We start from the raw sequence: 22,470 nt of genomic DNA, 5'->3' as shown, positions 1-22,470 counted from the left end.
GATGCGACGTACGGCGGCCCCGCGGATGTGACATCGGGGCGCGAACGGAGCGGAATCCTGGGGCGCGTGTGGACGTTGGAGTCGGCATGACGGAATTCGAACCCGCGCAGGAAGCGCTGCTGCGACTCATCGGCGAGCACGACGGCGGAGTGCTCGTGACGCTCAAGCGGGACGGAAGGCCCCAGCTGTCCAACGTCAATCACGCCTACTACCCCGACGAGCACCTGATCCGGGTCTCGATCACCGAGAGCCGGGCCAAGACCCGGAACCTGCGCCGCGACCCGCGGGCGAGCTACCACGTCACCAGCGCAGACCGCTGGGCCTGGACGGTCGCGGACGGCACCGCCGAGCTGACCCCGCCCGCCGCCGATCCGCACGACGCCACGGTGGAGGCGCTGATCACGCTGTACCGCGACGTCGCGGGTGAGCACCCGGACTGGGACGACTACCGGCAGGCGATGGTCAGGGACGGCCGGGTCCTGCTGACCCTGCACGTCGAGCACGTGTACGGGCAGCCGCGTGCCTGAGGGATCACCGGCCGCTCACCGTGCGCGCCGTACCGCGGGCCGCACTGCTCCGTTCACCGCTCCGCTCTCGCCCTGTCGTACTGCCCGACCATAATGAGACGACACCGACTCCCTCAGGAGATGTTGTGACCGGCGCCGATTATCTGCTTCCGCTCCGTACCAGACTGCGTTCCCTGCGCACCGACGCCTTCGGTGCCGATCCGGCCGGAGCCCGGATGGAGCGCATCCGCCGCTCGCCGAATTTCGCCGACGGAGTGTTCCAGAACCCGGTGGGGGCGCGGACGAGGCCGTCCGGGTCCACGCTGGAATTCGCGAAGATCTACTTCCACAAGCAGCAGCGGGCCCACCGGGCGCCGACCGGCACCGTGCCGGTCCACGCCACCACCCTCGCCGATCTGGCCGCACCGCCCGCCACGGGACTGCGGCTGACCTGGATGGGGCACTCCAGCGTCCTCGCCGAGATCGACGGGCGCCGGGTCCTGTTCGACCCCGTCTGGGGCGAGCGCTGCTCCCCGTTCGCCTTCGCGGGGCCGAAGCGGCTGCACCCGGTGCCGCTGCCGCTGGCGGCGCTCGGACCGGTCGACGTGGTCGTGATCTCCCACGACCACTACGACCATCTCGACCTGCCCACGATCCGGGCCCTGGCGGGCACGGACACGGTCTTCGCCGTCCCGCTCGGCGTCGGCGCCCACCTGGAGCGCTGGGGGGTGTCCGCCGACCGGATGCACGAGCTCGACTGGAACGAGACCGCGAAGGTCGCCGGGATCAGTCTGACCGCCACCCCGGCACGCCACTTCTGCGGGCGCGGTCTGCGCAATCAGCAGCACACGCTCTGGGCGTCCTGGGCCGTCGCGGGGCCCGAGCACCGGATCTACCACAGCGGGGACACCGGCTACTTCCCGGGCTTCAAGGACATCGGCGCGGAGCACGGCCCGTTCGACGCGACGATGATCCAGATCGGCGCGTACAGCGAGTACTGGCCCGACATCCACATGACGCCCGCCGAGGGCATGCGGGCCCATCTGGACCTCCAGGGCGGGCGCCCGCACGGGGTCATGCTGCCGATCCACTGGGCCACCTTCAACCTCGCCCCGCACCCGTGGGCCGAGCCCGGCGAGGGGACGCTCGCCGCGGCCGACGACGCGGGCCAGCCGTTGGCGCTGCCTCGTCCGGGCGAGCCCTTCGAGCCGGGCGGGCAACGCGTTCCCGCCGAGCCGTGGTGGCGTGCGGTGGCACCGCAGCCGATCGAGTACCGGCCCGCCGGGGCGGCGCGGATGACGGAGGGCGTTCCCGGCCTCGCGTCCGGCACGGCGGGAGGGCAGGCGGAGGGGGCCGCCTCCGTGGCCGAAGCGGATTCCGGGCATGCCGAGGTCGCTCCGACGGCGTAACGGGCGAAGAGCGGGCACTGGGGTGCCGCCGGGCGTCACGGCTCAGGTCGTGAGGCCCGGCGGCACCCCAGTGGCCGTTCGGCCCTGGGGTACGGCGTGAGGGGCGCCCGGTACGCCCGTGGGCGCTGCCCCGGATGAGGGCGGGCTGCCGGGGATCGCGCCCGCGCCCCCGTGGTGTGCCGGGCGGCGGGTGTCAATGTGGCGTAATCGGTCGCTCGTACGAGAGGTCATACCAGAGCGGGACGGATGGCGGGCAAGTTCGACAACTGCCCGTCGCACATACGTGATTGACGACTACCGTGTGTGCCCGGTGATCAACAGTGGGCTCCCATCCCGCGAGCCCGCCCGACCGATCGCCGAGCCTGACCGACCACCGTAGGTGCCACCGCATGAACGCCGATTCCTGGTGCCCCATGTACCGAGGACGCTGATGTCTCAACTTCGCGCACCCGACGCGCGACCGGAACGCCGAGAGGGCGGGCGGCACGGCCGCCCCGGGGCACGCTCCCACTCGGCCACGAGCAGGCCGCGCGCTGCGCAGCCGCCACCCGAGGTCCGTATACGCCCCCAACTGCTGCGGACCGCTCTGCTGCCGACGGTCGCCGCCCTGCTGAGCGGCGCCGCCGCCGTCATCTTCACCGTCCGCGCCAGCGCGGTCAGTCCGTCCGGCAGCCTCTGGGCCGCGCTCGGCGGATCCGCGGCGCTGGCCGTCGCGTCCGTCGCGGCCGCCTACCTGGGGGCCCACCGGGTGGCCTCCGGCGTGCTCGACCGGGTGCTGGAGCTCCGCCGCGCCAGCGCCCAGGGGCAGGCCGCACTGCAACGGGTGGTGGAACAGCTCCGCAACGGCGATCCGGTGCCCGCCCGACCGCCCCAGCCCCCCGCCGCTCCCGCCGACGACGCCTTCGACCTGCTCGGCCAGGAACTGGGCCGGGCCCAGGAGGCGGCCGTGTCCGCCGTCGTCCAGGCGTCCCAGCTCTTCAGCAACGCGGGCAACGAACAGAAGGTCGAGGTCTTCGTCAACCTCGCCCGGCGACTGCAGTCACTCGTCCACCGCGAGATCCAGATCCTCGACGAGCTTGAGCACGAGGTCGAGGACCCCGACCTGCTCAAGGGCCTCTTCCACGTCGATCATCTGGCCACCCGGATCCGCCGCCACGCGGAGAACCTGGCCGTGCTCGGCGGGGCGGTCTCCCGTCGGCAGTGGAGCAACCCGGTCACCATCACCGAGGTGCTGCGATCGGCGATCGCCGAGGTCGAGCAGTACCCCCGGGTGAAGCTGGTGCCGCCGCTCGACGGCACCCTGCGCGGGCACGCCGTGGCCGACGTGATCCACCTGCTGGCCGAACTCGTGGAGAACGCCACGGTGTTCTCCGCCCCGCACACCCAAGTACTGCTGCGCGCCCAGCACGTCACGGCCGGGCTCGCGCTGGAGGTCGAGGACCGCGGGCTCGGGATGCCGGGGCACGAACAGAAGCGCATGAACGCGCTGCTGTCCGACCCCGACCAGGTCAACGTCGGCCATCTGCTCCAGGACGGCAGGATCGGCCTCTTCGTCGTCTCGGCGCTCGCCCGCCGCCACGGCATCGCGGTCCGCCTCCAGAGCAACATCTACGGGGGGACGCAGGCGGTACTCGTCCTGCCGCAGGCCCTGCTCGGCATCGACGGCGACGGCCCGGCACCCGCCGACGCCGCCCCCGTCCCCCCACCGGGGGCGGTTCACCGCCCACCCGCCGAGGACGGGGGACGGACGCCGCAGCCACCGTCCTACCCCTCCGGGCCGACGCCGGGCCACCCGCACCGGCCGCCGCAGCAGACACGGCGCGAGGAGCAGGCGCCACCGCTGCCGCTGCGCGCCGAACGCGTCGACCGGCAGGCGCCCGCCCCGTCCCGTCCCGAGCTTCCCCGGCGGGCCAACCAGGAACACCTGGTCCCGCAGCTGAGGGAGGCACCCGTCCCGCGTGTCGAGGACGAGTACGCCGTGCACGACCCGGGACTGATGGCGGCCTTCCGGCGGGGGGTCGGCCTCGCCGAGGCGCAGACCTCCGAGGAGGCGGCCACCGCGGCCCCGTACGACGAGAGCGCCGGATTCGGATCGGCGGTGCCGGGCGCGCTGGACGCTCCGCCGGAGTCGTTGGCCCCGCTGCCCGTCCGAGGTCTCACCGCACCGGCCGTACCGGAACAGCACGTGCCTGAGCGGTACGTCCAGGAACAGCACGTGCCTGAGCAGTTCGTCCAGGAACGTCACGTGCCTGAGCAGTTCGTCCAGGGACAGCACGTACCGGAACAGTTCGTACAGGAACGTCACGTCCCGGAACAGCATGTCCCGGAGCCCGTGCCGGAACAGCCCGTATGGCAGGCGTCCGAGCCCTACCTCACCGAACCGGGTCGCTTCAGCCCCGAACCGGGGCCTCCCGCACCCGACCCGGCCGCCCCCGACCGATCCGTACCGGGTCCGTCCGTCCCGGAACCCCGTGACGACACCACTTTCAAGGAGTAGATGCACCATGGCGAGCGAAATGCCGTCCGGTCAGGTCTCGGACCTGGACTGGCTGCTGAGCGGGCTGGTCCAACGCGTGCCCTACACGCGCAGCGCGGTCCTGCTCTCCGCCGACGGGCTGGTGAAGTCCGTCCACGGCATGGACTCCGACAGCGCCGACCACATGGCGGCCCTGGCCGCCGGGCTGTACTCACTGGGCCGGAGCGCCGGGGCCCGCTTCGGCGACAACGGAGACGTGCGACAGGTGGTCGTCGAGCTGGACTCCACGCTGCTGTTCGTCTCCACCGCCGGATCGGGCACCTGCCTGGCCGTCCTGGCCGGACGCGAGGCGGACGCCGCGGTGCTCGGCTACGAGATGGCCATGCTGGTCAAGAGCGTCCGGCCCTATCTGGTGACCCCGCTGCGGCAGTCGGCCGGGGCGCCGTTCACTCCGGGGCTGTGAGGATGCCGGCCCCGCAGGACGGGCCCCTGCTCGACGACGCGGCCGGCCGGCTCATCCGCCCGTACACCGTGATCAACGGCCGCACCCGGCCGTCCACCATGCTCGATCTGCTCTCCCTGATCATGGCCACCGGGAGCGAGCCGCAGTCGCATCTCGGCCCCGAACACACCGTGGCCCTGGGCCTGTGCGACGGCCCGATGTCCGTCGCCGAGATCGCCGCACACCTCCGGCTGCCCGCGGTCGTCACCAAGGTCCTTCTCTCCGACCTGGTCGACTGCGGCGCCGTCACCGCCCACGCCCCCGCTTTCCATGACATGCCCACCGACCGACACCTGCTGGAGGCAGTGCTCGATGGTCTACGACGACAGCTCTGACAGCACCGGAACCTCCGTGTTCTTCCCCGTCGCCCTCAAAGTCCTGGTCGCCGGAGGATTCGGCGTCGGCAAGACGACGTTCGTCGGCGCGGTCAGCGAAATCGCCCCGCTGAGCACGGAGGAACTGCTGACCCAGGTCAGCATGGCGACCGACAACCTCGACGGCGTCGAGTCGAAGACATCCACCACCGTGGCGATGGACTTCGGCCGGATCACCCTCTCCGATCAGCATGTGCTCTATCTGTTCGGCACCCCCGGCCAGGAACGGTTCTGGTTCATGTGGGACGAACTGTCCAAAGGCGCGCTGGGGGCCGTCGTACTGGCGGACACCCGCCGCCTGGCGGAATGCTTCGCCGCGGTCGACTTCTTCGAGCGGCGCGGCATCGGATTCATCGTCGCCGTCAACGAGTTCGACGGGGCCTACCGCTACGAACCCGACGAGGTCCGGGCCGCGCTCGACCTCGGACCCGAAGTGCCGGTCGTCCTGTGCGACGCCCGGATCGCCAGCTCGGGCACGGGCGCGCTGGTCACCCTCGTCCAGCACCTGATCAACGCCACCTCCGCCCCGGCTCCGCTCCAGAGTTTCGGAGCCCATCCATGACGCACTACGCCACCGGCCGACTGCTGCTGACGCCCGTCGACCGGGACGGCCACGTCCGCGCGGAACGGCTGCGCACACTCGGCCTCGGCGAACGGGCCGACACCTCGTTCGACAGCTTCGACGCCTTCGCCGACAGGGTCGCCGAAGTGACCTCCACCCCCTACTCGATGGTCAACTTCATCGACGAGAACCGGCAGTTCTTCGCGGGACTGCACACCCCCGCGGGCAACCGGAGCGGCGCCGACCTCGGCGCGGCCGCGGCGGGCTGTCACCGCAGCGGCCGCTACATGGCCCGCGACCATGGCTACTGCCCGCACGTCCTCGTGCGGCGCAAGGCCCTCGTCCTGGAGGACGTCTGCGACTATCCGCGCTTCGCCGGAAACCCGGTCGTCGACGAAATAGGCATCCGCTCCTACCTCGGGGCACCGCTCATCGACCGCACGGGCGTCGCCCTGGGCACCGTCTGCGCCGTCGACACCGTGCCACGTCCCTGGGGGCGCCCCGGGCTCGCCACCATCAAGTCGCTGGCCCAGGAACTCATCGGCCAGATCGACCGCAGGGAGGCCCCGCGCCGCTGACGTTCCCCGCACCTCGAAGCGCGGCTGACGGTCCCGACGCCGCTGACGTTCCCCGTACCTCGACGCGCCGTTGACGCTCCCGCCACCTCGACGCCGACAAGGGGCGCGCCGCCGATCAGCCCGCCACCTCGACCGTCGAGCCGTCCAGGAAGGTCAGCACCACCGACGCCCCACCGCCGGTCACCCGCACCGCGACCGAATCCCGCAGAGCCTGCGGATGCAGCGTGTCGCGGGACAGCGCGACCAGGGACACCTGGACGCCCAGGCCGCCCGGACGACTGTCCCGGCGCAGATACGGGACCGCGGAATGCGGCCCGAACGCGTTGGACTGCACATCCCGGGCCACCTCCGCCGTGACCCCGCCGGCCCCGTCGGCGCCCGGCGCATCCCCCCAGCCGTACAGCGCGACCACCGCACTGCTCAGCCCGTCGGCCGTACGGGCCATGGCCCAGCCGGGTCCGGACGTCGCGACCGGAGCCTGTGCGTGCGCCACCGCGTGACCTCCCTCCCGCACCGCCGCCCCCTCGGGCGCGTCGATCCGGTGCACGCGGATCTCCCACGGGCCGTGCAGCACACTCGTCGTCCCGATCCGGTACGTCCGCTCGTCGCCAGGCAGCCGGGCCGCGTACCAGGAAGCCGCCGTGCGGCCCTCGCAGTGCAGCGGGTGGACGCGGCCGCGGGGGCTGGGCGTGCCGTCCGGGGCGAGCAGCGCCAGGTGGTTGTCGATTCCCCGGGCCATCGCGTGCGGGGCCGACTCCGGTGCCGTCGCCGTCGAGTAGGCGAGCTTCGCGTAGTGCGGGTCCTCCTCGCCATCGGCCGGATCACCGGCGGGGTCGTACGGCGGATTGTGGTCGCTGCCGTGGTTGATCAGCCGGACGATGCCGTCGTGCCGCGTGCCGTGCAGCAGCCAGCCGGGCGCGGGCAGCGCGGTGTACTGGTCGGACTCCTCGATCGGCAGCGGCAGTTCCCGCGCCGTCCACACCGCGTGGTCCGCCGGGAGCAGCAGCCCGAGGAACCCCTTGCTCGCCCAGTACGGGGACGCGGGCCCCGAATACGGCTGGGTGACCGGCAGGAACGTGTCGTACCAGCCCAGCGTCAGCAGCCCCCGCTCGTCCGGCACCCCGCGCTCGACGAAATGCCGCATCGTGCCGGAGGCGAGCCGGCGCGTCAGGCCCGGCGCCAGCGGGGTGCAGTCCGCCAGCGCGCCCATCCACACCGGCGCGAGAGCGGCGAACCGGTACGTCAGCGAACGCCCCTGGTGCACCGGTGCGCCGTCGGCACCGAAGAAGTGCGGATAGTCCTCCAGGAAGCGGCTGAGCCGCTCCCGGTGAACCGCGGTCCGGCCCCCGTCGTCCGGGCCCGCGATCCGCGACCACAGCAGTGGGTACAGATGCATCGCCCAGCCGATGTAGTAGTCGAAATTCCGGCCGTCCCCATCGGTGTACCAGCCGTCGCCGACGTACCAGTCCTCGATCCTGTCGAGGTTGGACTCGATGTCGGAGCGGCTGTACGGCGCGCCCACCGAGGCGAGGAACTGCTCGGACACCACCTGGAACAGCCGCCAGTTGTTGTCCCAGGTGCGCCCGCCGACGAACCCGGAGAACCAGTCCACGACCCGCTCCTGCACCCGGGCGTCCAGCCGGTCCCAGATCCACGGCCGGGTCTCGTGCAGCGCGACCGCGATCGAGGCCGCCTCCACCATCTGCTGCGAGCAGTCCGTCAGTTCCGGCCAGGACTCGCCGCTCCCGCGGTCGGTGCCCGCGGCGAGTCCCGCCGCGTACCGGTCGATCAGTGCCGGGTCGACCGCCCCGCCCGCGCCCGCGATACGGCACGCGGCGAGCAGGAACGAGCGGGCGAACCCCTCCAGACCGTCCGACACGACACCCGACCAGCTGGACCGGCCGGGCAGCCGGTACTGGGCGAAGCCGGGTGTCGCGTACGGCACCAGCGCGTCCAGCATCCGGTCGGCCGTCACCTCCCAGTGGGCCCGGGTCCAGCCGGTGCGGGAGGACAGCAGCCGGTCGGGCGGCGGCAGACGCAGATGCGGGGCGACGGACATGGTGGTGCTGCTCCTCGGGTGGGGGTTACTGGACGAGTTCGGCGCGGTGGGTATGGCCGCGGGAGCCACCGACCGCCACGGTCAGGACCGGACGGCGGCCCGGCACCACGCTCACGGAGTCATCGGCGCTCGCCACCGTACGCACGTGGTGCGGCAGTTCGATGGTGAGGCCGGTGAGGGTACGGCCAGGGTCCGCGACGGCGACCGAGACGCGGGAGCCGCGGCGTTGCACCAGGACCGACGCCGGACCGGACGAGGTGATGCCGCCCGCGGTGCCCGCGGCCCAGAAGTTCACCGCCGTCAGCCCCTGCCGGCGCACCTCCACCGCTTGCGCGGTGGCGTCGTTGGCGAGGATCCGCACCGGCCGGGAGTGCGACCAGACGGCCGTCGCGGCCGCCGATGCCCCGGGCAGCAGGACATGGGCGTACCCCGCGTCGGTGGGGGAGACCCCGTGATCGACCCACAGCGTGAGATAGCGACGGGTGACCGGCGTGGTCGAGCCACCGGTGTCCGCGCCCGTGTTGAGAGCGCGCCAGGTGCCGGTGCGTTCCTCGCGCAGGGTGTGCAGCGCGGCGCCGTCGGGCAGCACATAGCCGCCCACGCCCTCGATGTGCGCCCAGCGGGCCCGGCCGAACTCCTTGGACCGGCCCTGTGCGAGGGGTTGCCGGACGCCGTCCACGACCAGCCGATGACGGCCGTCCGTACCGAGGTTGCGGTTCTCGACGACCGTCTCGACCGGCTGCCCGTCGCGCGAGGTGATGCCCGCGCCGAGCGCGATCACCGCGTTGTCGAGCAGGAACCACGACTTCTTCGCCCGCAGCGTCGTGCCCGGGGCGCCGACGACCTCCATGGCCGCGGCGCTGTACCGGGCGTGCAGGACCGCGCCGCCCGCGACGGCGTTGGCGGGCCGGTAGATGGAGGTGCCCGCGCCGGTGCCGAGATCGGTACGCGGCCGGGTGTCGACGGTGGTGCCGGGCAGCCGGTACGGATCGACGGTGGGCCAGAAGCCGTCGTTGAACTGCCCCAGGTCATCGGCGTCGTAGAGATAGCTCATGCCGTCGCCGGTGTACCAGCCGTGCAGGTTCTCGCCGTTGCCCGCCTCGTAGGCCGAGATCCGCTTCGAGGACAGCGACAGGGTGTACGCCCAGTCCGGCCGCCGGTGGACCACCCGGTCCATGTCGGCGAAGACGAACGAGCCGGTGGTGCGTGGCCCGGACGGCACATCACGGTCACTCAGAACCGCTTTGGCCAGGGCGAGTTGAGGGAGTGACGCGAAGGAGGCGAAGGGCGCGGTGCGGTTGCGGGTCAGCCAGCCCTTGGCGACGGAGCGCCAGCGGTCGGCGTACGCCTCGGGCGCGCCGGTGGCCAGCAGCAGGATCGCCGCCACGGCCGAAGCCCCGTCCCGGTGGTCACCGGCGCGCTCCCGGGACACGGCCCGGCCGCGCACCGCGTCCATCATCAGCCCGTCGAAGATCACCGGAGTGAAGGACCGCTCGACCGCCTCGTACATCACCGAGACCGACGGATCGGCGACGGCCCACGGCGAACCGGCCAGCAGCGCGAGCAGATAGGCCGAGCCGCTCAGCAGCACGGTGCCGTACGAACCGGTGTACGCGACCACGTCGTGCTGGACGAACGAACCGTCCTCGTAGAACCCGTCACCCGAAGCGGCGTATCGGAAAAGGCTGTTGCGGCCTCCGTCGCGTACGTCGGACAGGGCGTCCCGGGCCGAGACCAGCTTGCCCGCGTCCTGCCCCAGCAGTCCCCGCAGGGCGACGATCACGGCCTTGTCGGTGCGGTTGGCGCCGGTCTCGGCGAGTGTGGGGAGGTTGGTACGCCGGTCCGCGTCCGGGCAGAACCGGTCGACGACCGCGAGATGGGCCGCCAGATCGGCGGCGGGCAGCCTCTCGCGCAGCAGCACGCAGCAGTCCATCAGGGCGCGCGGCGCACCGATCTCCCAGAACCACCAGTTGCCCTTCTCCGGCTTGGCGGGGTTGTAGGCGGTGTCGTGGGCGAAGCGGAGCGCGGCGACGAGGGCGTCGGCCACTTCCGCGTCGGCTGCGAGTGAGGTGCCGGGGGTGGCCCAGGCGGTGGCGAGGGTGCGCAGCCGGGTGTAGCTCTGGCCGAAGTTGCCCGCGTCGGTGACCGGGGCGAGGTCCGGCCACAGCGCGGTACGGCCGGCGGCGCGGTCGAGGGTGTCCCAGAGGCCGCGCGCCGTGATGTCCAGCGCGGTGACCGCGGCGGCGAAATCGGCGTCGGACGGATCGAACGCGCCGCCGGTGAGGAAGGTTTCGGCCCGTTGGAGGAGGGTGCCGAAGTCGGCCGGCTCCGCTGCCGCGCCGCCGGAGCGCCCGGTGGCGGCGGGTCCCGCCGTCGCGACGAGCGCGGTGGCGGCCGTGGCGCCGGTGACGGCGAGAAGGGTCCTTCTGCTCAGATCCATGCTGGTTCCTTGTCTGCTTCTCTTCCGCTTCTCTTCCGCTTCTCTTCCGAGCGGTCAGTCGCTGAGGGTGCTCGGGTCGACGGGCGGCTTCGGCAGGTTCAGCGCGGCCAGCTCGGCCTTCCCGGTGGCGTCGATCGGGAACGCCCAGGTGCTGATGAAGAAGTCGGTGAGGTCGTGGCCCGCGACGCGGCTGGAGTAGGTGGCCAGTGCCCGGTAGCGCCTGGCGTTCTCCGTGTAGTCGGACTGCGGGTTCTCCTCGCGCACCAGTCGGTGCAGCCGGGGCCAGAAGTCGTCGCCGAAGGCCAGTTCGAGCTGCCGGAGCGGGACGAGCTTCTCGTAGGCGCCGAAGGACTTCTCATAGGTCAGCCCGGCCGTGCCGAACTTGGCCCGCGACGTCTGGAAGGCGGTGAGCCCGGTCACCGGGTCGACGGTGAGGAGGTTGGAGGGCTGTTTCAGGGCGCGCTGGGCGGCCAGCGAGTAGATGTTCACCGTGACCTCGGTGAGGCCGCCCGGCTTGTACGCCATCTGCTGATGGAGGTGGCCGAGCTCGTGGTAGAGCCCCCAGCCGCGGGTGCGCAGGCCCTCCACGGTGGTCGCCCGGTCGAGGTAGGCGCGCGGGAAGCCGTTGTACCCGTGCGTCGCGTAGGCGCCGACGCCGGTGGGGACCTTGCTGACCTCGGTGAAGTGGTACGGCCCCGCCTTGCGCCGGTGGACCGGCATCGAACCGTCGAGACCGCTGATCCGGGCGGCCGAGTCGATGATCTGCTCGACCAGCCGCAGCAGGGCGGCGTGGTCCTCACCGCGGTACAACAGCGCGCCCTCGCGGGTGAGCGTCATGATCGTGTGCGGTGCGTGGAGCTCGACGTACGGAGAGGCCGTCAGGGTGTCCAACTGCCTCTGGTACTCGGCCTCCCGGGTGCTTCCCAGGGTGAAGACGGGCATGGCGGACGAGCCGGACCGGAACACCACGCCCGCCCGCTCGCCGTCTCCGGCGAGGGTGAGGTAGACCGGGCCGCCGTGCGGGTCGGTCACGGTGTTCGCGCCCGCCGTGAGGGGATAGCGGCGGGGTTCCTTGATCTCGCCGTAGTAGTCCCAGGCGCCGATCCAGAGTGTGGGCACGGGGCCGTCGTGCGGCTGGACGGTGAGGCTCAGCGGGGCGCCGGGCGGTACATAGCGGCCGGTGGGCGTGAACTCGCTGCCGCGCAGGGCCTGCGCGAGACGCAGCCGCTCGGCCTCGGCGGCGGGGCGGGCGGTCACGGCCACCCCGACCGGACGGTGGGCGGTCGCAGGCGCGGAGCCGTGGCCGGTCGCGTAACCGCGGGCGGAAGCCGGGGCGGCAGCGGCGCCGAGTGCGGCCAGGGCCCCGGCGCCTGCCGCCGCGGCGAGGACGGAACGACGGCCGATGGGGGCGGCTGCGGCGGCCGTGGTGGCATCCATGGCAGCGGTGGCATCCGTGGCAGCCGTGGTACCTGTGGTGGCTGAAGCGGCTGAAGCGGCTGAAGTGGAGAAGCGCATGCGGAACTCTCCCTGCAGAAATGAGTGAGGGGCCAAAGCGTGCGGGGGTGGTGAACCCGCCGTCAGCATGTAAGCGGTTGCTATGAAGCCGCAAGGGGAGTCGGGAAGTTACTACGATTTACTATGGCTGACAGGGCCCCGACGTCCGGTAACCGGTCACGCCCGACCGCTTCGTCCCGCCCTCGGCGCCACGGAATCGCGTACCACGATGTGGGTGCCGAGTCGCAGCGCGCCCGTCGTCGGCTCGCGCCAGTCGTCGTCGTCCCCGCCGGAGACCGCGAGGCGCACCGCCTGCCGGCCCATCTCCTCCAGCGGTACGTGGACCGTGGTCAGCCGGGGCCGCAGCTCCTGGGCGACCGGGATGTCGTCGTACCCCACCAGGGAGACGTCCTTGGGCACCCGCAGCCCGGCCTCCTCAAGGGCCTGCGCGGCACCCGCCGCCACCATGTCGTTGGCGGCGAAGACGGCCGTGAAGTCCAGTCCCTCCCGAAGGAGTTCGCTCATCCTCCGGAAGCCGAAGTTACGGCTGAACGCGCCGGGCTGCTCCAGGTCCGGGTCCCGCGGCACGCCGCGCAGCTCCAGGGCCCGCAGATGCCCGGCCAGCCGGTCGCGGGTGGTGGAGAGCTTGGGCGGGCCGCCCAGGTAGAGGACCCGCTCATGACCCTGCGTCAGGAGATGGTCGGTGATGGCGAAGGCGCCGCCCTCGTTGTCGTACTCGACCGCCACGGTCGGCGCGGGCTCGTCCAGCGGCGGTCTGCCGCACAGCACCAGTTTGGATCCGCCCGCGTCCAGCTCCCGTGCCCGGCGGGCCAGTTCGGAGGTGTAGCCGCGGTCGGCGATGCTGCCGCCGACCACCACCACCGCGTCCGCGCGGCGCTCGTGCATCAGGTCGATGAAGGCCAGCTCGCGCTGCGGGTCGCCCTGGGTGCAGCAGACCAGGCAGAGCCGGCCGCCGAGCGCGGCCTCGCGCTCCACACCCCGGGCGATGTAGGCGTAGAACGGGTCGATGACCTCGTTGACGATGATGCCGACGGTGCGGTTGGAGACCCCGGCCAGCGCGCGGGCATGGGCGTTGACCACATAGCCGAGGTCGCGCATGGCGGCCTCGACCCGCACCCGAGTGGCCTCGGCCACCGGGTAGTTGCGGTTCAGGACCCGGGAGACGGTTGCCGTGGAGACGTCCGCGCGCCGTGCCACATCGGTGACCGTCGCCCGCCGCTGTCCGTCCGCGGCCGTGCTCTGCCGGCGCATCCGGCTCACCCCCTGCTGGCTGTTGTGTGACGCCGAGCCTAGAGCCTGTGCGCCGGTGGGGTTCATGCGATCCTCCCCAGGTCGGCCCGGTGCACCGGGTGGGCGAAGGGCGATCCGGCCGCGTACCGGGCCAGTTCGTCGACGGCGAGTGCGCCCAGGCGCCCGACCTCATTGCCCTGGGCGCCCGCCAGGTGCGGGGTGATGAAGACGTTCGGCAGGTCCCACAGGGGGTGGCCGGGCGGCAGCGGTTCGGGGGAGGTGACGTCCAGGACCGCGTCGAGGCGTCCGTTGACCAGGTGTCCGGTCAGCGCCTCGGTGTCCACCAGCGGGCCGCGCGCGGTGTTGACCAGCAGGGTGCCGGGGCGCATCAGGCCGATCCGGCGGGCGTCGATCAGCCCGCGGGTCTCCGGGGTGTCCGGGGCGTGCACGGTGACCACGTCGCTCGTCGCCACCAGGGTGTCCAGGTCGGCCGGGGTGACGCCGAGCAGCTCCGCCTCGGCCGGACCGACGTAGGGGTCGTACAGGAGCACGTCGGCGTCCAGCACCCGGAGCAGTTCGATGACGCGGCGGCCGATCCTGGAGGCACCGACGACGCCGATGGTCAGCCCGTGCGTGCCGAGCCAGTGCTGCCGGTCCAGGTCGGCGCCGGTGCGGTGGGTGCGCCGGGAGCGGAACAGCTCGGCCAGCGGGAAGACCCGCTTGGCGCCCATGATGATCGCGGCGAGCGTGTACTCCGCGACCGGTACGGCGTTGGCCGCCGCCGCCGAGGAGACGACGATGCCGCGGTCGAAGGCGTCGGGCGACAGGAACGTCTTCACCGTGCCCGCCGCGTGGATCACGGCCCGCAGCCGGGCCGCCCGGTCCAGCAGCGCGGCGTCCACCGGCGGGCAGCCCCAGCCGGTCAGCAGCACCTCCGCCCCGGCCAGCGCCTCCGCGGCCTGTGCCGAGTCGAACTCGCTGATCACCGCGGGGTTGTGCAGGTCGGCGGTCTCCTCCAGCCGGGCCCGTACGGGTGGTGGGAAGACGTCGTCCAGCAGCCCGGGGCTCATGACCAGGACCGTGCGCGGCCGCTCGGGGGGCGGTGTCGCGGCATCGGCATCGGACCGAGCCGGTGCCTCTTCGGTGGTTCGCACCCTGCCTCCGGACAGTAATCGCGTTCTATGGAATGACCGGCACGCTAAGGACCTGGATGGTCGAGCGTCAAGCGACAGTCCCTGTCGATTGCCCTATTTGGTAGGGGATTTAGGGGTTCTGTGCCCACAGAATTGATCTCGTGATGATCCCGTATCGCGGGCTTTCTCTCAGATCTCTTGACCTATGGGTTAACCGCTTACTAACTTGCGGCGGCAGAAGGCTCACCACGCGCCACCCAGCCGAACAGGACGCACCATGGCTGAAACAGCACCCCCGCTGCCGCGGCAGAAGCGGTCAAAACGGCGGAAGGAGGCCGAAGAACCCGCACCGTCGAACGCCTCGCCCGCCGGGCGGCCGGCCCCCGTACCGCACCGCCTGACGCTCCGGCAGCGCCTCAAGCGGGACCGGGTGATGCTTCTGCTGACGCTGCCCGGTCTGCTGTACTTCATCGTCTTCCACTACATCCCGCTGCTCGGGTACGTGGTGGCGTTCCAGGACTACCAGCCCTACCTCGGCTACATGCACAGCGTCTGGGTCGGCTTCGCCAACTTCACGGCGGCGTTCGGTGACGCGGCCTTCTGGTCCGCGACCTTCAACACCCTGGAGATCGCCCTCGTCCAGCTGGTGTTCTTCTTCCCCATCCCGATCGCCCTGGCCCTGCTGCTCAACAGCATCGTCAGCGAGCGGCTGCGGCGCTTCGTACAGAGCGTCGTCTACCTGCCGCACTTCATCGGCTGGGTCATCATCGTCTCGATCTTCCAGCAGATCCTGGGCGGCGCCGGGCTCCTGCCCGACGTCCTGGGACAACTGGGGCTCCCGCGCTACGACATGATGAGCGACCCCGACGTCTTCCCCTGGCTGCTCACCCTCCAGGTGGCCTGGAAGGACGCCGGCTGGGGCACGATCATCATCCTGGCCGCCCTGCTGAACATCGACAAGCAGCAGTACGAGGCCGCCGCCATCGACGGCGCGGGATCCCGGCGACGGCTCTGGCACGTCACCCTGCCCGGCATCGCCCCGGTCCTGATCCTGCTGCTCATCCTCAACCTCGGGCAGATCCTCTCCGTCGGCTTCGAGCAGATCCTGCTCCAGCGCGACGCGGTCGGCCCGGACGCCGGTGAAGTCCTGGACACCTACGTCTACTACCACGGCATCAAGGACAACGACTGGGGCGTCGCCGCCGCCGTCGGACTCGTCAAGGCGGTCATCGGTACCGCACTCGTCCTGGGCGCCAACAAGTTCGCCCACCGCCTCGGCCACGAAGGGGTGTACCGCGGTGCTGACCGCTGAGAAGCCGCCCGCCAAGCCCGTCCCCACGGCACCGGCGAAGAAGACCCTCCGACCCACCCGTACCGCGCGGAGTGCGAAGTCCGACGGCCGGCCGCCATGGATGGAACGGCCCACCCGGCTCGGCCAGTTCGCCAAGGGCCTCGCCATCGTCGTCGTGGTCGCCGCCGTCGCCTATCCGCTGCTCGGCGTCATCGGCACGAGCTTCGCCTCGCAGAGCGACATCATCCGCTCCACCGGCCTCGTCCTGTGGCCCGACCACCCCACCCTCGACGCCTACCGCACCATCTTCACCGGCGGCGTCGTCACCCGGGCGCTGTTCGTCAGCATCGGCATCACCCTCGTCGGCACCCTGGCCAGCCTGCTCGTCACGGTCGGCATGGCCTACGGGCTCTCCCGCCGCGACGTCACCGGCTCCCGCTTCATCCTGATGATCGCGCTGTTCACGATGCTCTTCAACGCGGGCATCATCCCCAACTTCCTCCTGATCAAGGGCCTGGGGCTGTACGACACCTACGCGGCGCTCGTCATGCCCACCCTGGTCAGCGCCTTCAACCTGGTCGTCCTGCGCTCCTTCTTCATGAACCTGCCGGAGGAGCTGTACGACGCCGCGAAGGTCGACGGCGCCGGGGACTTCCGCATCCTCGTGCGGATCGTCCTGCCGCTGTCCAAGGCCGTCCTCGCCGTGATCAGCCTCTTCTACGCCGTGACGTACTGGAACGCGTTCTTCAACGCGCTCCTGTATCTCAACGACTCCGACAAGTGGCCGCTGCCCATGGTGCTGCGGACCTATGTCCTCCAGGGCCAGAGCCTCAACAGCGCCTCGGCCGGTGAGGCCCTCGCCCCGCAGCAGGCCGTACAGATGGCCGTCCTCGTGATCGCCGTCGTGCCGATCCTGCTCGTCTACCCCTTCCTCCAGCGCTACTTCACCAAGGGCGTGCTCACCGGCGCCATCAAGGGCTGAACGCGACCTTCCCGGCCTTTTCCTCCCTTCACCCAAGGAGATTCCGTGTCGAGCTCCACCCCCATCAACCGCAGATCCCTGTTCCGCATGGGAGCGGGCCTCGGTCTCGGGCTGGCCGCCGCCCCGCTGCTCGCCGCCTGCGGCGACGGCGGCACCGTGGCCAAGGCGGAGGCCAAGAGCGCCTCGCTGCTGCCCACCACGGCGATCCGCAACATCGGCCTCAAGCCCGACCTGGCCGGTACCGCCGCCGGAGTGCCGCAGGGCTTCTTCGGCTACCCGGCCAAGCCGCTGCGCGCGACGAAGAACACCCCGCTCAAGGGGGCTGCACCGATCAGCGCGACCATGGAGACCTTCTCGCCGCCGCCGCCCGCGCGGGCCAAGAACGCCGCCTGGCAGAGCATCGAGAAGCTCCTCGGCGGCGAGGTGAACATCACCGCCGTCCCCGCCGACGACTACGGCACCAAGTTCTCCACGATGGTGGCCAGCGACAGCCTGCCCGACCTCTTCATGTACCCCGAGGTCGGTGGCGTCGACAACAAGTCCGCCTTCCTCCAGGCCAAGTGCGCCGACCTGACCCCGTACCTGGCCGGGGACAAGATCAAGGACTACCCGAACCTCGCCGCGATCCCGAAGGGCGCCTGGCAGGCCGCCATCTTCGGCGGCAAGCTCTACGGTGTCCCGATCGCCCGCACCGGCACCGGCGGCGCCGGCTTCTACCGCCACGACCTCTTCGAGGAGATCGGCATCACGAGCCTCGACCAGATCACCGGCCTGGACCGGTTCGTCGAGGCGTGCAAGGAACTGACCCGCCCCAAGAAGGACCAGTACGCGATCATCGCGGGTGCCAACAACGTCCTCGCGATGTCGGCGGGCGCGCCGTACGCCTGGCGGATGGACGCGAAGACGGGGAAGTTCACCATCGACCTGGAGACCCCCGAATACCGGCTCGCCATCGAGACGGCCCGCTCGCTGTACAAGGCGGGCTGCTACTACCCGGGCACCCTCCAGATGTCCGGGGCGCAGAAGGCCCAGTACACGGACATGTTCAAGAACGGCAAGGGGGCGTACGTCTACGACGGCATGCCCACCTACCTGGCGCCCGGCGTCGGCTACGTCGCCGCCATGAAGGCGATCGACAAGACGTACGACCCGCGGCCCTTCGTCCCGTTCGGCACCGGAGCCGTCGCCTGGATGGACAACGTCAAGCTGGAGAACACCCATCTGAAGAAGGCCTCCGGCGAGCGGGTCCGGCAGGTCCTGGCACTGGCCGACTTCGCCGCCTCGCCCTTCGGCAGCCAGGAGTACACCCTCATCAACTACGGCGTCGAGGGAACCGACTTCACCCGCGACGCCAAGGGCAACCCGACGCTCACCAAGCAGGGCACCCAGGACGTCACCGTGCCGTGGAAGTTCATGGCCTCGGCCGTCCCCGCGATCTACAGCGCCGACTCCGAGCAGGGCGTCCGCCACGTCCACGAGGCGTTCACCCGGATGATTCCGATGATGGAGCAGGACCCGACGCTCCAGTACTCCTCGCCCACCTGGGACTCCAAGGGCTACGGCAGCCTCTACTCGCTCAAGCAGGACGCGCTCAAGGACATCGTCGCGGGCCGCAAGCCCATGTCCGCCTACGACCGGCTCATCAAGGACTACCTGGCCAAGGGCGGCGAGCAGGCCCGCGGCGAGTTCGAAGAGGCGTTCCAGAAGGGGAAGAAGTGACGACGCGACGCTCGGCCCTCAGACTCGGAGGCGCGGCGGTCGCCGCGGCCGTGGCCGTACCCGTCCTCGGTACGCCCGCCTCGGCACGCCCGCACCGCTTCGACCCTAAGCCCGGTTCGGACGGCGTCGGCGACCCGCTCTTCCCGACCCTCGGCAACGGCGGCTACCAGGTCCTCCACTACGACCTCACCTTCGACTTCACCCCGGTGACGTACGACTTCACGGCCGCAGTGAAGATGAACGCCCGCGCCACCCAGGACCTGTCCGCGTTCAACCTGGACACCGACGGCCACACCATCGAGGCCATCACCGTCCAGGGGCGGGCGGCCACCTGGGAGATCACCGCCGGCCGGAGCGGCCAGGAACTCACCGTCACCCCCGCCCGCGCCCTGCGCGACGGGCAGGCGTTCACCGTCGAGGTCCGCTACCGGGGCAACGGCAAGGCACCCCGGCTCGGTCTCACCGGCTGGAAGTTCGGCACCGACGGCGGATTCGCCTCCGCCGCCCAGTCCTCCCGCGCCGACACCTTCCTGCCCTGCAACGACACCCCGTCGGACAAGGCGACCTGGACCTTCCACATCAGCGCCCCCAAGGGCTTCGTCGCCACCGCCAACGGCGAACTGCTGCACCGGACACCGCGCGCCGACGGCTCCACCGTCTGGCACTTCGCGCTCCGCGAGCGGATGGCGACCGAACTGATCGGCATCGCCGTCGTCAAGGGCACCTACCTGTACGGCACCGGTCACCGCGGACTGCCGCTCCGCCACATCGTGCCCCAGGGCCTGGAGGACACGTACGCCCCGATCGTCGCCCGTACGGCCGACCATCTGGCCTGGTGCGAGGCGAGGTTCGGCCGCTACCCGTTCTCCGTCTACGGCGTCCACATCTACGACGGCTACACCGACGCCCTGGAGAACCAGACCCTCTCCCTCTTCTCCACCAACTGGTTCAAACACAACGCCGACGGGCACCCCGGCTACGAGACCACCATGGTCCACGAGCTGGTCCACCAGTGGTGGGGCGACTCGGTCACCCCCGCCGACTGGCAGCAGGCCTGGCTCAACGAGGGCCCCGCCGTCTACTACGCCGCCGTGTACGGCGAGGAGCGCGGCTGGTCCGTCCTCGTCGACAAGATGAAGGCCACCTACGGCAAGCTCGACGCGATCCGCGCCGAGGACGGCCCGCCCGGCCTGCCCAAGGCGCTCGGCGGGACCAACATCTACGACGGCGGCGCCCTGGTCCTCTACGCCCTGCGCCGGCGGATCGGCGACCGGGACTTCGACCGGGTGATGCGGCTGTGGCCCGAGCGCTTCAAGGACCGCAACGTCTCCAGCGAGGACTTCATCCGGCACACCGTCGAGGTCATCGGCAGGAAGTCGCTCGACCCGTTCCTGCGCGACTGGCTCTTCGGAGCCGTGAACCCGCCCATGCCCGGCCACCCCGACTGGAAGGCCACCGCGTGAACCGCACCGCGCACATCCTGCGAGGAACCGCCGCAGCCGCCACCACCGCCTTCCTCGCCGCGCTCCTCGCCGCCCCCACCGCCCAGGCCGCCCCCGGCGCCCGCACGCTGTACGCGGCCCCCGACGGGCGCGGCACCTCCTGTACGGTCTCCCGCCCCTGCACCCTCGAAGGCGCCCGGGACCTCGCCCGCACCGAGAGCGGCCGGGACGTCCGGGTGCTCCTCAGGGGCGGTACGTACCGGCTCGCGGAGCCCCTGAAGCTCGGCGTCGACGACTCCGGGAAGAACGGCCGCACCGTCACCTGGGCCGCGGCCCCCGGCGCCCGCCCCGTACTGTCCGGCGGCCGGGACCTCACCGGATGGCAGCGCAACGCCGACCGCACCTGGACCGCGTCCGTACCGGCCGGAGTCACCCCGCGCCAGCTCTTCATCGACGGCGAACGGGCGGTCAGGGCACGGGGCGAGGCCTGCGCGGCCGCCGTCTGCGATGCCACCACGACCGGGATGACCGGCGCGAACGCCACCGGCATCGCCCACTGGCAGCGCCCCACCGACGCAGAGGCCGTGGTCAGGGTCCGCTGGCGCAACTACCACTGCCGCATCGCGGGCATCAGCGGCGACATCATGACCTTCGCCCAGCCCTGCTGGACCAACTCCGCGAGCGGCACCGACCGCACCGGCCCCGCCTGGGACTCCACCACCGTCGACTCCACCCGCTACAGCGGTGTCGCCTTCTTCGAGAACGCCCCCGAACTCCTCGACACACCTGGCGAGTTCACCTGGAACTCGCAGGCCCGCACCGTCACCTACCTGCCGCGCAAGGGCGAGAACATGCGCCGCGCCCAGGCGGTCACCCCGCACACCGAGCAGCTCCTCGTCCTGGACGGCGCCCACGACATCGCCGTCAGCGGCATCGGATTCGCGTACGCGGCCTACCGCCAGCCCGGCACCGACGAGGGCTACGCGGGCATGCAGGCCGGTCTCACCCTGACCGGCGCCACGGGCCCGGTCGACCACGCCGGCCGCTACTACACCAAGCCCACCGCCGCAGTCACGGTGCGCGGCGGACAGCGCGTCAGCATCGACGGCGCGCGCTTCGACCACCTCGGCGGAGCGGGCGCGATCCTCGAAGCGGGCACCAAGGACAGCACCCTGACCCGGTCCGCCTTCACCGACCTGTCCTCCGGCGCGGTGTACGTCGGCGACACCGAGCCGCAGCCCGGCACGGCCCTCGCGGGGGAGCGGAACACCGTCTCGTACAACACGATCCACCGCTCCGGCGTCGAGTACACCGACTCGGTGGGCATCTGGGCCGGATACGAGGCCGAGCTGACCGTCGACCACAACACCCTGGAACACCTGCCGTACTCCGGGATCTCCGTCGGCTGGGGCTGGAACCAGCCCGAGGCCCAGAAGTCCGTCCTGCGCGACAACAAGGTGACGGACAACCGCATCACCGACGTGATGGAAGTCGCCCAGGAGCAGCACGACGGCGGCGCGATCTACACCCAGGGCGCCCAGCCCGGCACCGTCCTGTCCGGGAACTACATCAACCGTTCCGCCTTCGGCAACACCGAACGCGACGGCAACGGCATCTATCTCGACGAGCAGTCCTCGCACATCCTCGTCGAGAGGAACGTCATCACCCGCATCGGCTACAAATGGGTCTCCAACTGGGCGGACTACGGAATCCGGAACACCGCCCGGGGCAACTGGACCGACACCGTGGCCCCCGCCCTCGGCGGCACCGGGTCCGTCATGACGGACAACCTCACCGGGCTCGACCGGCTGACGGCCGCCGCACTCGCCGTCGCCTCCCGGGCCGGTGCCCACGGCGGGCGCGTCGAGCAGCTGCGCACCGACCTGGCCCGCAGCGGCACGGCGACCCAGTCCTCGACCGAGGGAGCGGCCACCGCCGCCCTCGCCCTGGACGCCGACACCAACACCGACACCCGCACGCTCGCCGAGGCGGGCGCCTGGTGGCAGGTCGACCTCGGCACGAAGCGGCGCGTCCGGCAGATCGAGATCTGGAACAACGCCTCCTCCACGACGGCGGACTTCGACGTCATCACGGACGACCGGACCATCCATGTCAGCGGGAAGTCCCTGCGCCCGACCGTCCTGGACCTGGACAGCGGCACCCGCACCGTGAAGATCACGGCCCGGGGCACCGGACGGGTGGCCCTCTCCCAGGTCCTGGTCCACCCCTGAACCGACCACTTCTGACACCGT

The 22,470-nt window shown here is 71.3% G+C and carries 17 protein-coding genes; 12 read left to right on the top strand and 5 right to left on the bottom strand.

Annotated elements, in window-relative coordinates; all coding sequences use genetic code 11:
• Positions 1-86 precede the first annotated feature (86 nt).
• The 7 genes from OG413_RS32720 to OG413_RS32690 all read left to right on the top strand — a co-directional run bounded on the left by OG413_RS32720 (position 87) and on the right by OG413_RS32690 (position 6,407).
• Positions 87-527, top strand: coding sequence for a PPOX class F420-dependent oxidoreductase (locus OG413_RS32720; protein WP_266811895.1), 441 nt, complete (start codon positions 87-89; stop codon positions 525-527).
• A 125-nt stretch (positions 528-652) separates the two neighbouring features.
• Complete coding sequence (locus tag OG413_RS32715; RefSeq protein WP_266811894.1) at positions 653-1,915, top strand: MBL fold metallo-hydrolase; 1,263 nt, start codon at positions 653-655, stop codon at positions 1,913-1,915.
• Positions 1,916-2,345: 430 nt separating this feature from the next.
• Positions 2,346-4,412: an ATP-binding protein gene (locus OG413_RS32710; RefSeq protein WP_266811893.1), complete on the top strand. Its 2,067-nt coding sequence runs from the start codon at positions 2,346-2,348 to the stop codon at positions 4,410-4,412.
• Positions 4,413-4,419: 7 nt separating this feature from the next.
• Positions 4,420-4,854 carry a roadblock/LC7 domain-containing protein gene (locus OG413_RS32705; RefSeq protein ID WP_266811891.1) on the top strand — a complete coding sequence of 145 codons (435 nt, stop codon included), beginning with the start codon at positions 4,420-4,422 and terminating at the stop codon, positions 4,852-4,854.
• A 2-nt stretch (positions 4,855-4,856) separates the two neighbouring features.
• Entirely contained in the window at positions 4,857-5,228 is a 372-nt protein-coding gene (locus OG413_RS32700) for a DUF742 domain-containing protein (protein ID WP_266811889.1), read from the top strand.
• Positions 5,206-5,829 (top strand): ATP/GTP-binding protein, encoded by a 624-nt coding sequence (locus OG413_RS32695; protein WP_266811887.1) that lies wholly within the window; start codon positions 5,206-5,208, stop codon positions 5,827-5,829. The genes OG413_RS32700 and OG413_RS32695 overlap by 23 nt, the downstream gene beginning before the upstream one ends.
• Positions 5,826-6,407 carry a GAF domain-containing protein gene (locus OG413_RS32690; protein WP_266811885.1) on the top strand — a complete coding sequence of 194 codons (582 nt, stop codon included), beginning with the start codon at positions 5,826-5,828 and terminating at the stop codon, positions 6,405-6,407. The genes OG413_RS32695 and OG413_RS32690 overlap by 4 nt, the downstream gene beginning before the upstream one ends.
• 115 nt (positions 6,408-6,522) lie before the next feature.
• Here the strand turns inward: OG413_RS32690 and OG413_RS32685 are convergent, their stop codons facing one another.
• The 5 genes from OG413_RS32685 to OG413_RS32665 form a co-directional block, all read right to left on the bottom strand.
• Positions 6,523-8,466 carry a DUF2264 domain-containing protein gene (locus OG413_RS32685; protein ID WP_266811883.1) on the bottom strand — a complete coding sequence of 648 codons (1,944 nt, stop codon included), beginning with the start codon at positions 8,464-8,466 and terminating at the stop codon, positions 6,523-6,525.
• 25 nt (positions 8,467-8,491) lie between these two features.
• Entirely contained in the window at positions 8,492-10,906 is a 2,415-nt protein-coding gene (locus OG413_RS32680; protein WP_266811881.1) for a polysaccharide lyase 8 family protein, read from the bottom strand.
• Positions 10,907-10,960: 54 nt separating this feature from the next.
• The gene (locus OG413_RS32675) at positions 10,961-12,343 is read right to left on the bottom strand and encodes a M60 family metallopeptidase (protein WP_266811879.1); all 1,383 of its coding nucleotides are present in this window, start codon (positions 12,341-12,343) and stop codon (positions 10,961-10,963) included.
• A 234-nt stretch (positions 12,344-12,577) separates the two neighbouring features.
• Positions 12,578-13,672, bottom strand: coding sequence for a LacI family DNA-binding transcriptional regulator (locus tag OG413_RS32670; protein WP_266813219.1), 1,095 nt, complete (start codon positions 13,670-13,672; stop codon positions 12,578-12,580).
• A gap of 62 nt (positions 13,673-13,734) precedes the next feature.
• Positions 13,735-14,721 carry a hydroxyacid dehydrogenase gene (locus tag OG413_RS32665; protein WP_266813217.1) on the bottom strand — a complete coding sequence of 329 codons (987 nt, stop codon included), beginning with the start codon at positions 14,719-14,721 and terminating at the stop codon, positions 13,735-13,737.
• A 340-nt stretch (positions 14,722-15,061) separates the two neighbouring features.
• Here OG413_RS32665 and OG413_RS32660 point away from each other — a divergent pair, with 340 nt between their 5' ends.
• The 5 genes from OG413_RS32660 to OG413_RS32640 all read left to right on the top strand — a co-directional run bounded on the left by OG413_RS32660 (position 15,062) and on the right by OG413_RS32640 (position 22,449).
• On the top strand, positions 15,062-16,096 hold the full coding sequence (locus OG413_RS32660; protein ID WP_266811878.1) for a sugar ABC transporter permease: 1,035 nt from the start codon (positions 15,062-15,064) through the stop codon (positions 16,094-16,096).
• 100 nt (positions 16,097-16,196) lie between these two features.
• Positions 16,197-17,057 carry a carbohydrate ABC transporter permease gene (locus tag OG413_RS32655; protein ID WP_073719926.1) on the top strand — a complete coding sequence of 287 codons (861 nt, stop codon included), beginning with the start codon at positions 16,197-16,199 and terminating at the stop codon, positions 17,055-17,057.
• A gap of 45 nt (positions 17,058-17,102) precedes the next feature.
• The gene (locus OG413_RS32650) at positions 17,103-18,776 is read left to right on the top strand and encodes an extracellular solute-binding protein (RefSeq protein WP_266811877.1); all 1,674 of its coding nucleotides are present in this window, start codon (positions 17,103-17,105) and stop codon (positions 18,774-18,776) included.
• On the top strand, positions 18,773-20,239 hold the full coding sequence (locus OG413_RS32645; protein ID WP_266811876.1) for a M1 family metallopeptidase: 1,467 nt from the start codon (positions 18,773-18,775) through the stop codon (positions 20,237-20,239). The genes OG413_RS32650 and OG413_RS32645 overlap by 4 nt, the downstream gene beginning before the upstream one ends.
• Positions 20,236-22,449 carry a right-handed parallel beta-helix repeat-containing protein gene (locus OG413_RS32640; protein WP_266811875.1) on the top strand — a complete coding sequence of 738 codons (2,214 nt, stop codon included), beginning with the start codon at positions 20,236-20,238 and terminating at the stop codon, positions 22,447-22,449. Before OG413_RS32645 ends, OG413_RS32640 begins: the two co-directional genes overlap by 4 nt.
• Positions 22,450-22,470: the final 21 nt, after the last annotated feature.

It is taken from the genome of Streptomyces sp. NBC_01433 (assembly GCF_026340105.1).
GTDB lineage: Bacteria > Actinomycetota > Actinomycetes > Streptomycetales > Streptomycetaceae > Streptomyces.
This window is presented reverse-complemented; position numbering and strand designations above follow the sequence as displayed.

Coding starts and splice junctions, on each gene's coding strand:
- OG413_RS32700 (WP_266811889.1), top strand. CDS start 4,857: ATGCCGGCCCCGCAGGACGGGCCCCTGCTCGACGACGCGGCCGGCCGG.
- OG413_RS32655 (WP_073719926.1), top strand. CDS start 16,197: ATGGAACGGCCCACCCGGCTCGGCCAGTTCGCCAAGGGCCTCGCCATC.
- OG413_RS32665 (WP_266813217.1), bottom strand. CDS start 14,721: ATGAGCCCCGGGCTGCTGGACGACGTCTTCCCACCACCCGTACGGGCC.
- OG413_RS32720 (WP_266811895.1), top strand. CDS start 87: ATGACGGAATTCGAACCCGCGCAGGAAGCGCTGCTGCGACTCATCGGC.
- OG413_RS32680 (WP_266811881.1), bottom strand. CDS start 10,906: ATGGATCTGAGCAGAAGGACCCTTCTCGCCGTCACCGGCGCCACGGCC.
- OG413_RS32695 (WP_266811887.1), top strand. CDS start 5,206: ATGGTCTACGACGACAGCTCTGACAGCACCGGAACCTCCGTGTTCTTC.
- OG413_RS32660 (WP_266811878.1), top strand. CDS start 15,062: ATGGCTGAAACAGCACCCCCGCTGCCGCGGCAGAAGCGGTCAAAACGG.
- OG413_RS32710 (WP_266811893.1), top strand. CDS start 2,346: ATGTCTCAACTTCGCGCACCCGACGCGCGACCGGAACGCCGAGAGGGC.
- OG413_RS32705 (WP_266811891.1), top strand. CDS start 4,420: ATGGCGAGCGAAATGCCGTCCGGTCAGGTCTCGGACCTGGACTGGCTG.
- OG413_RS32670 (WP_266813219.1), bottom strand. CDS start 13,672: ATGCGCCGGCAGAGCACGGCCGCGGACGGACAGCGGCGGGCGACGGTC.
- OG413_RS32675 (WP_266811879.1), bottom strand. CDS start 12,343: ATGGATGCCACCACGGCCGCCGCAGCCGCCCCCATCGGCCGTCGTTCC.
- OG413_RS32690 (WP_266811885.1), top strand. CDS start 5,826: ATGACGCACTACGCCACCGGCCGACTGCTGCTGACGCCCGTCGACCGG.
- OG413_RS32685 (WP_266811883.1), bottom strand. CDS start 8,466: ATGTCCGTCGCCCCGCATCTGCGTCTGCCGCCGCCCGACCGGCTGCTG.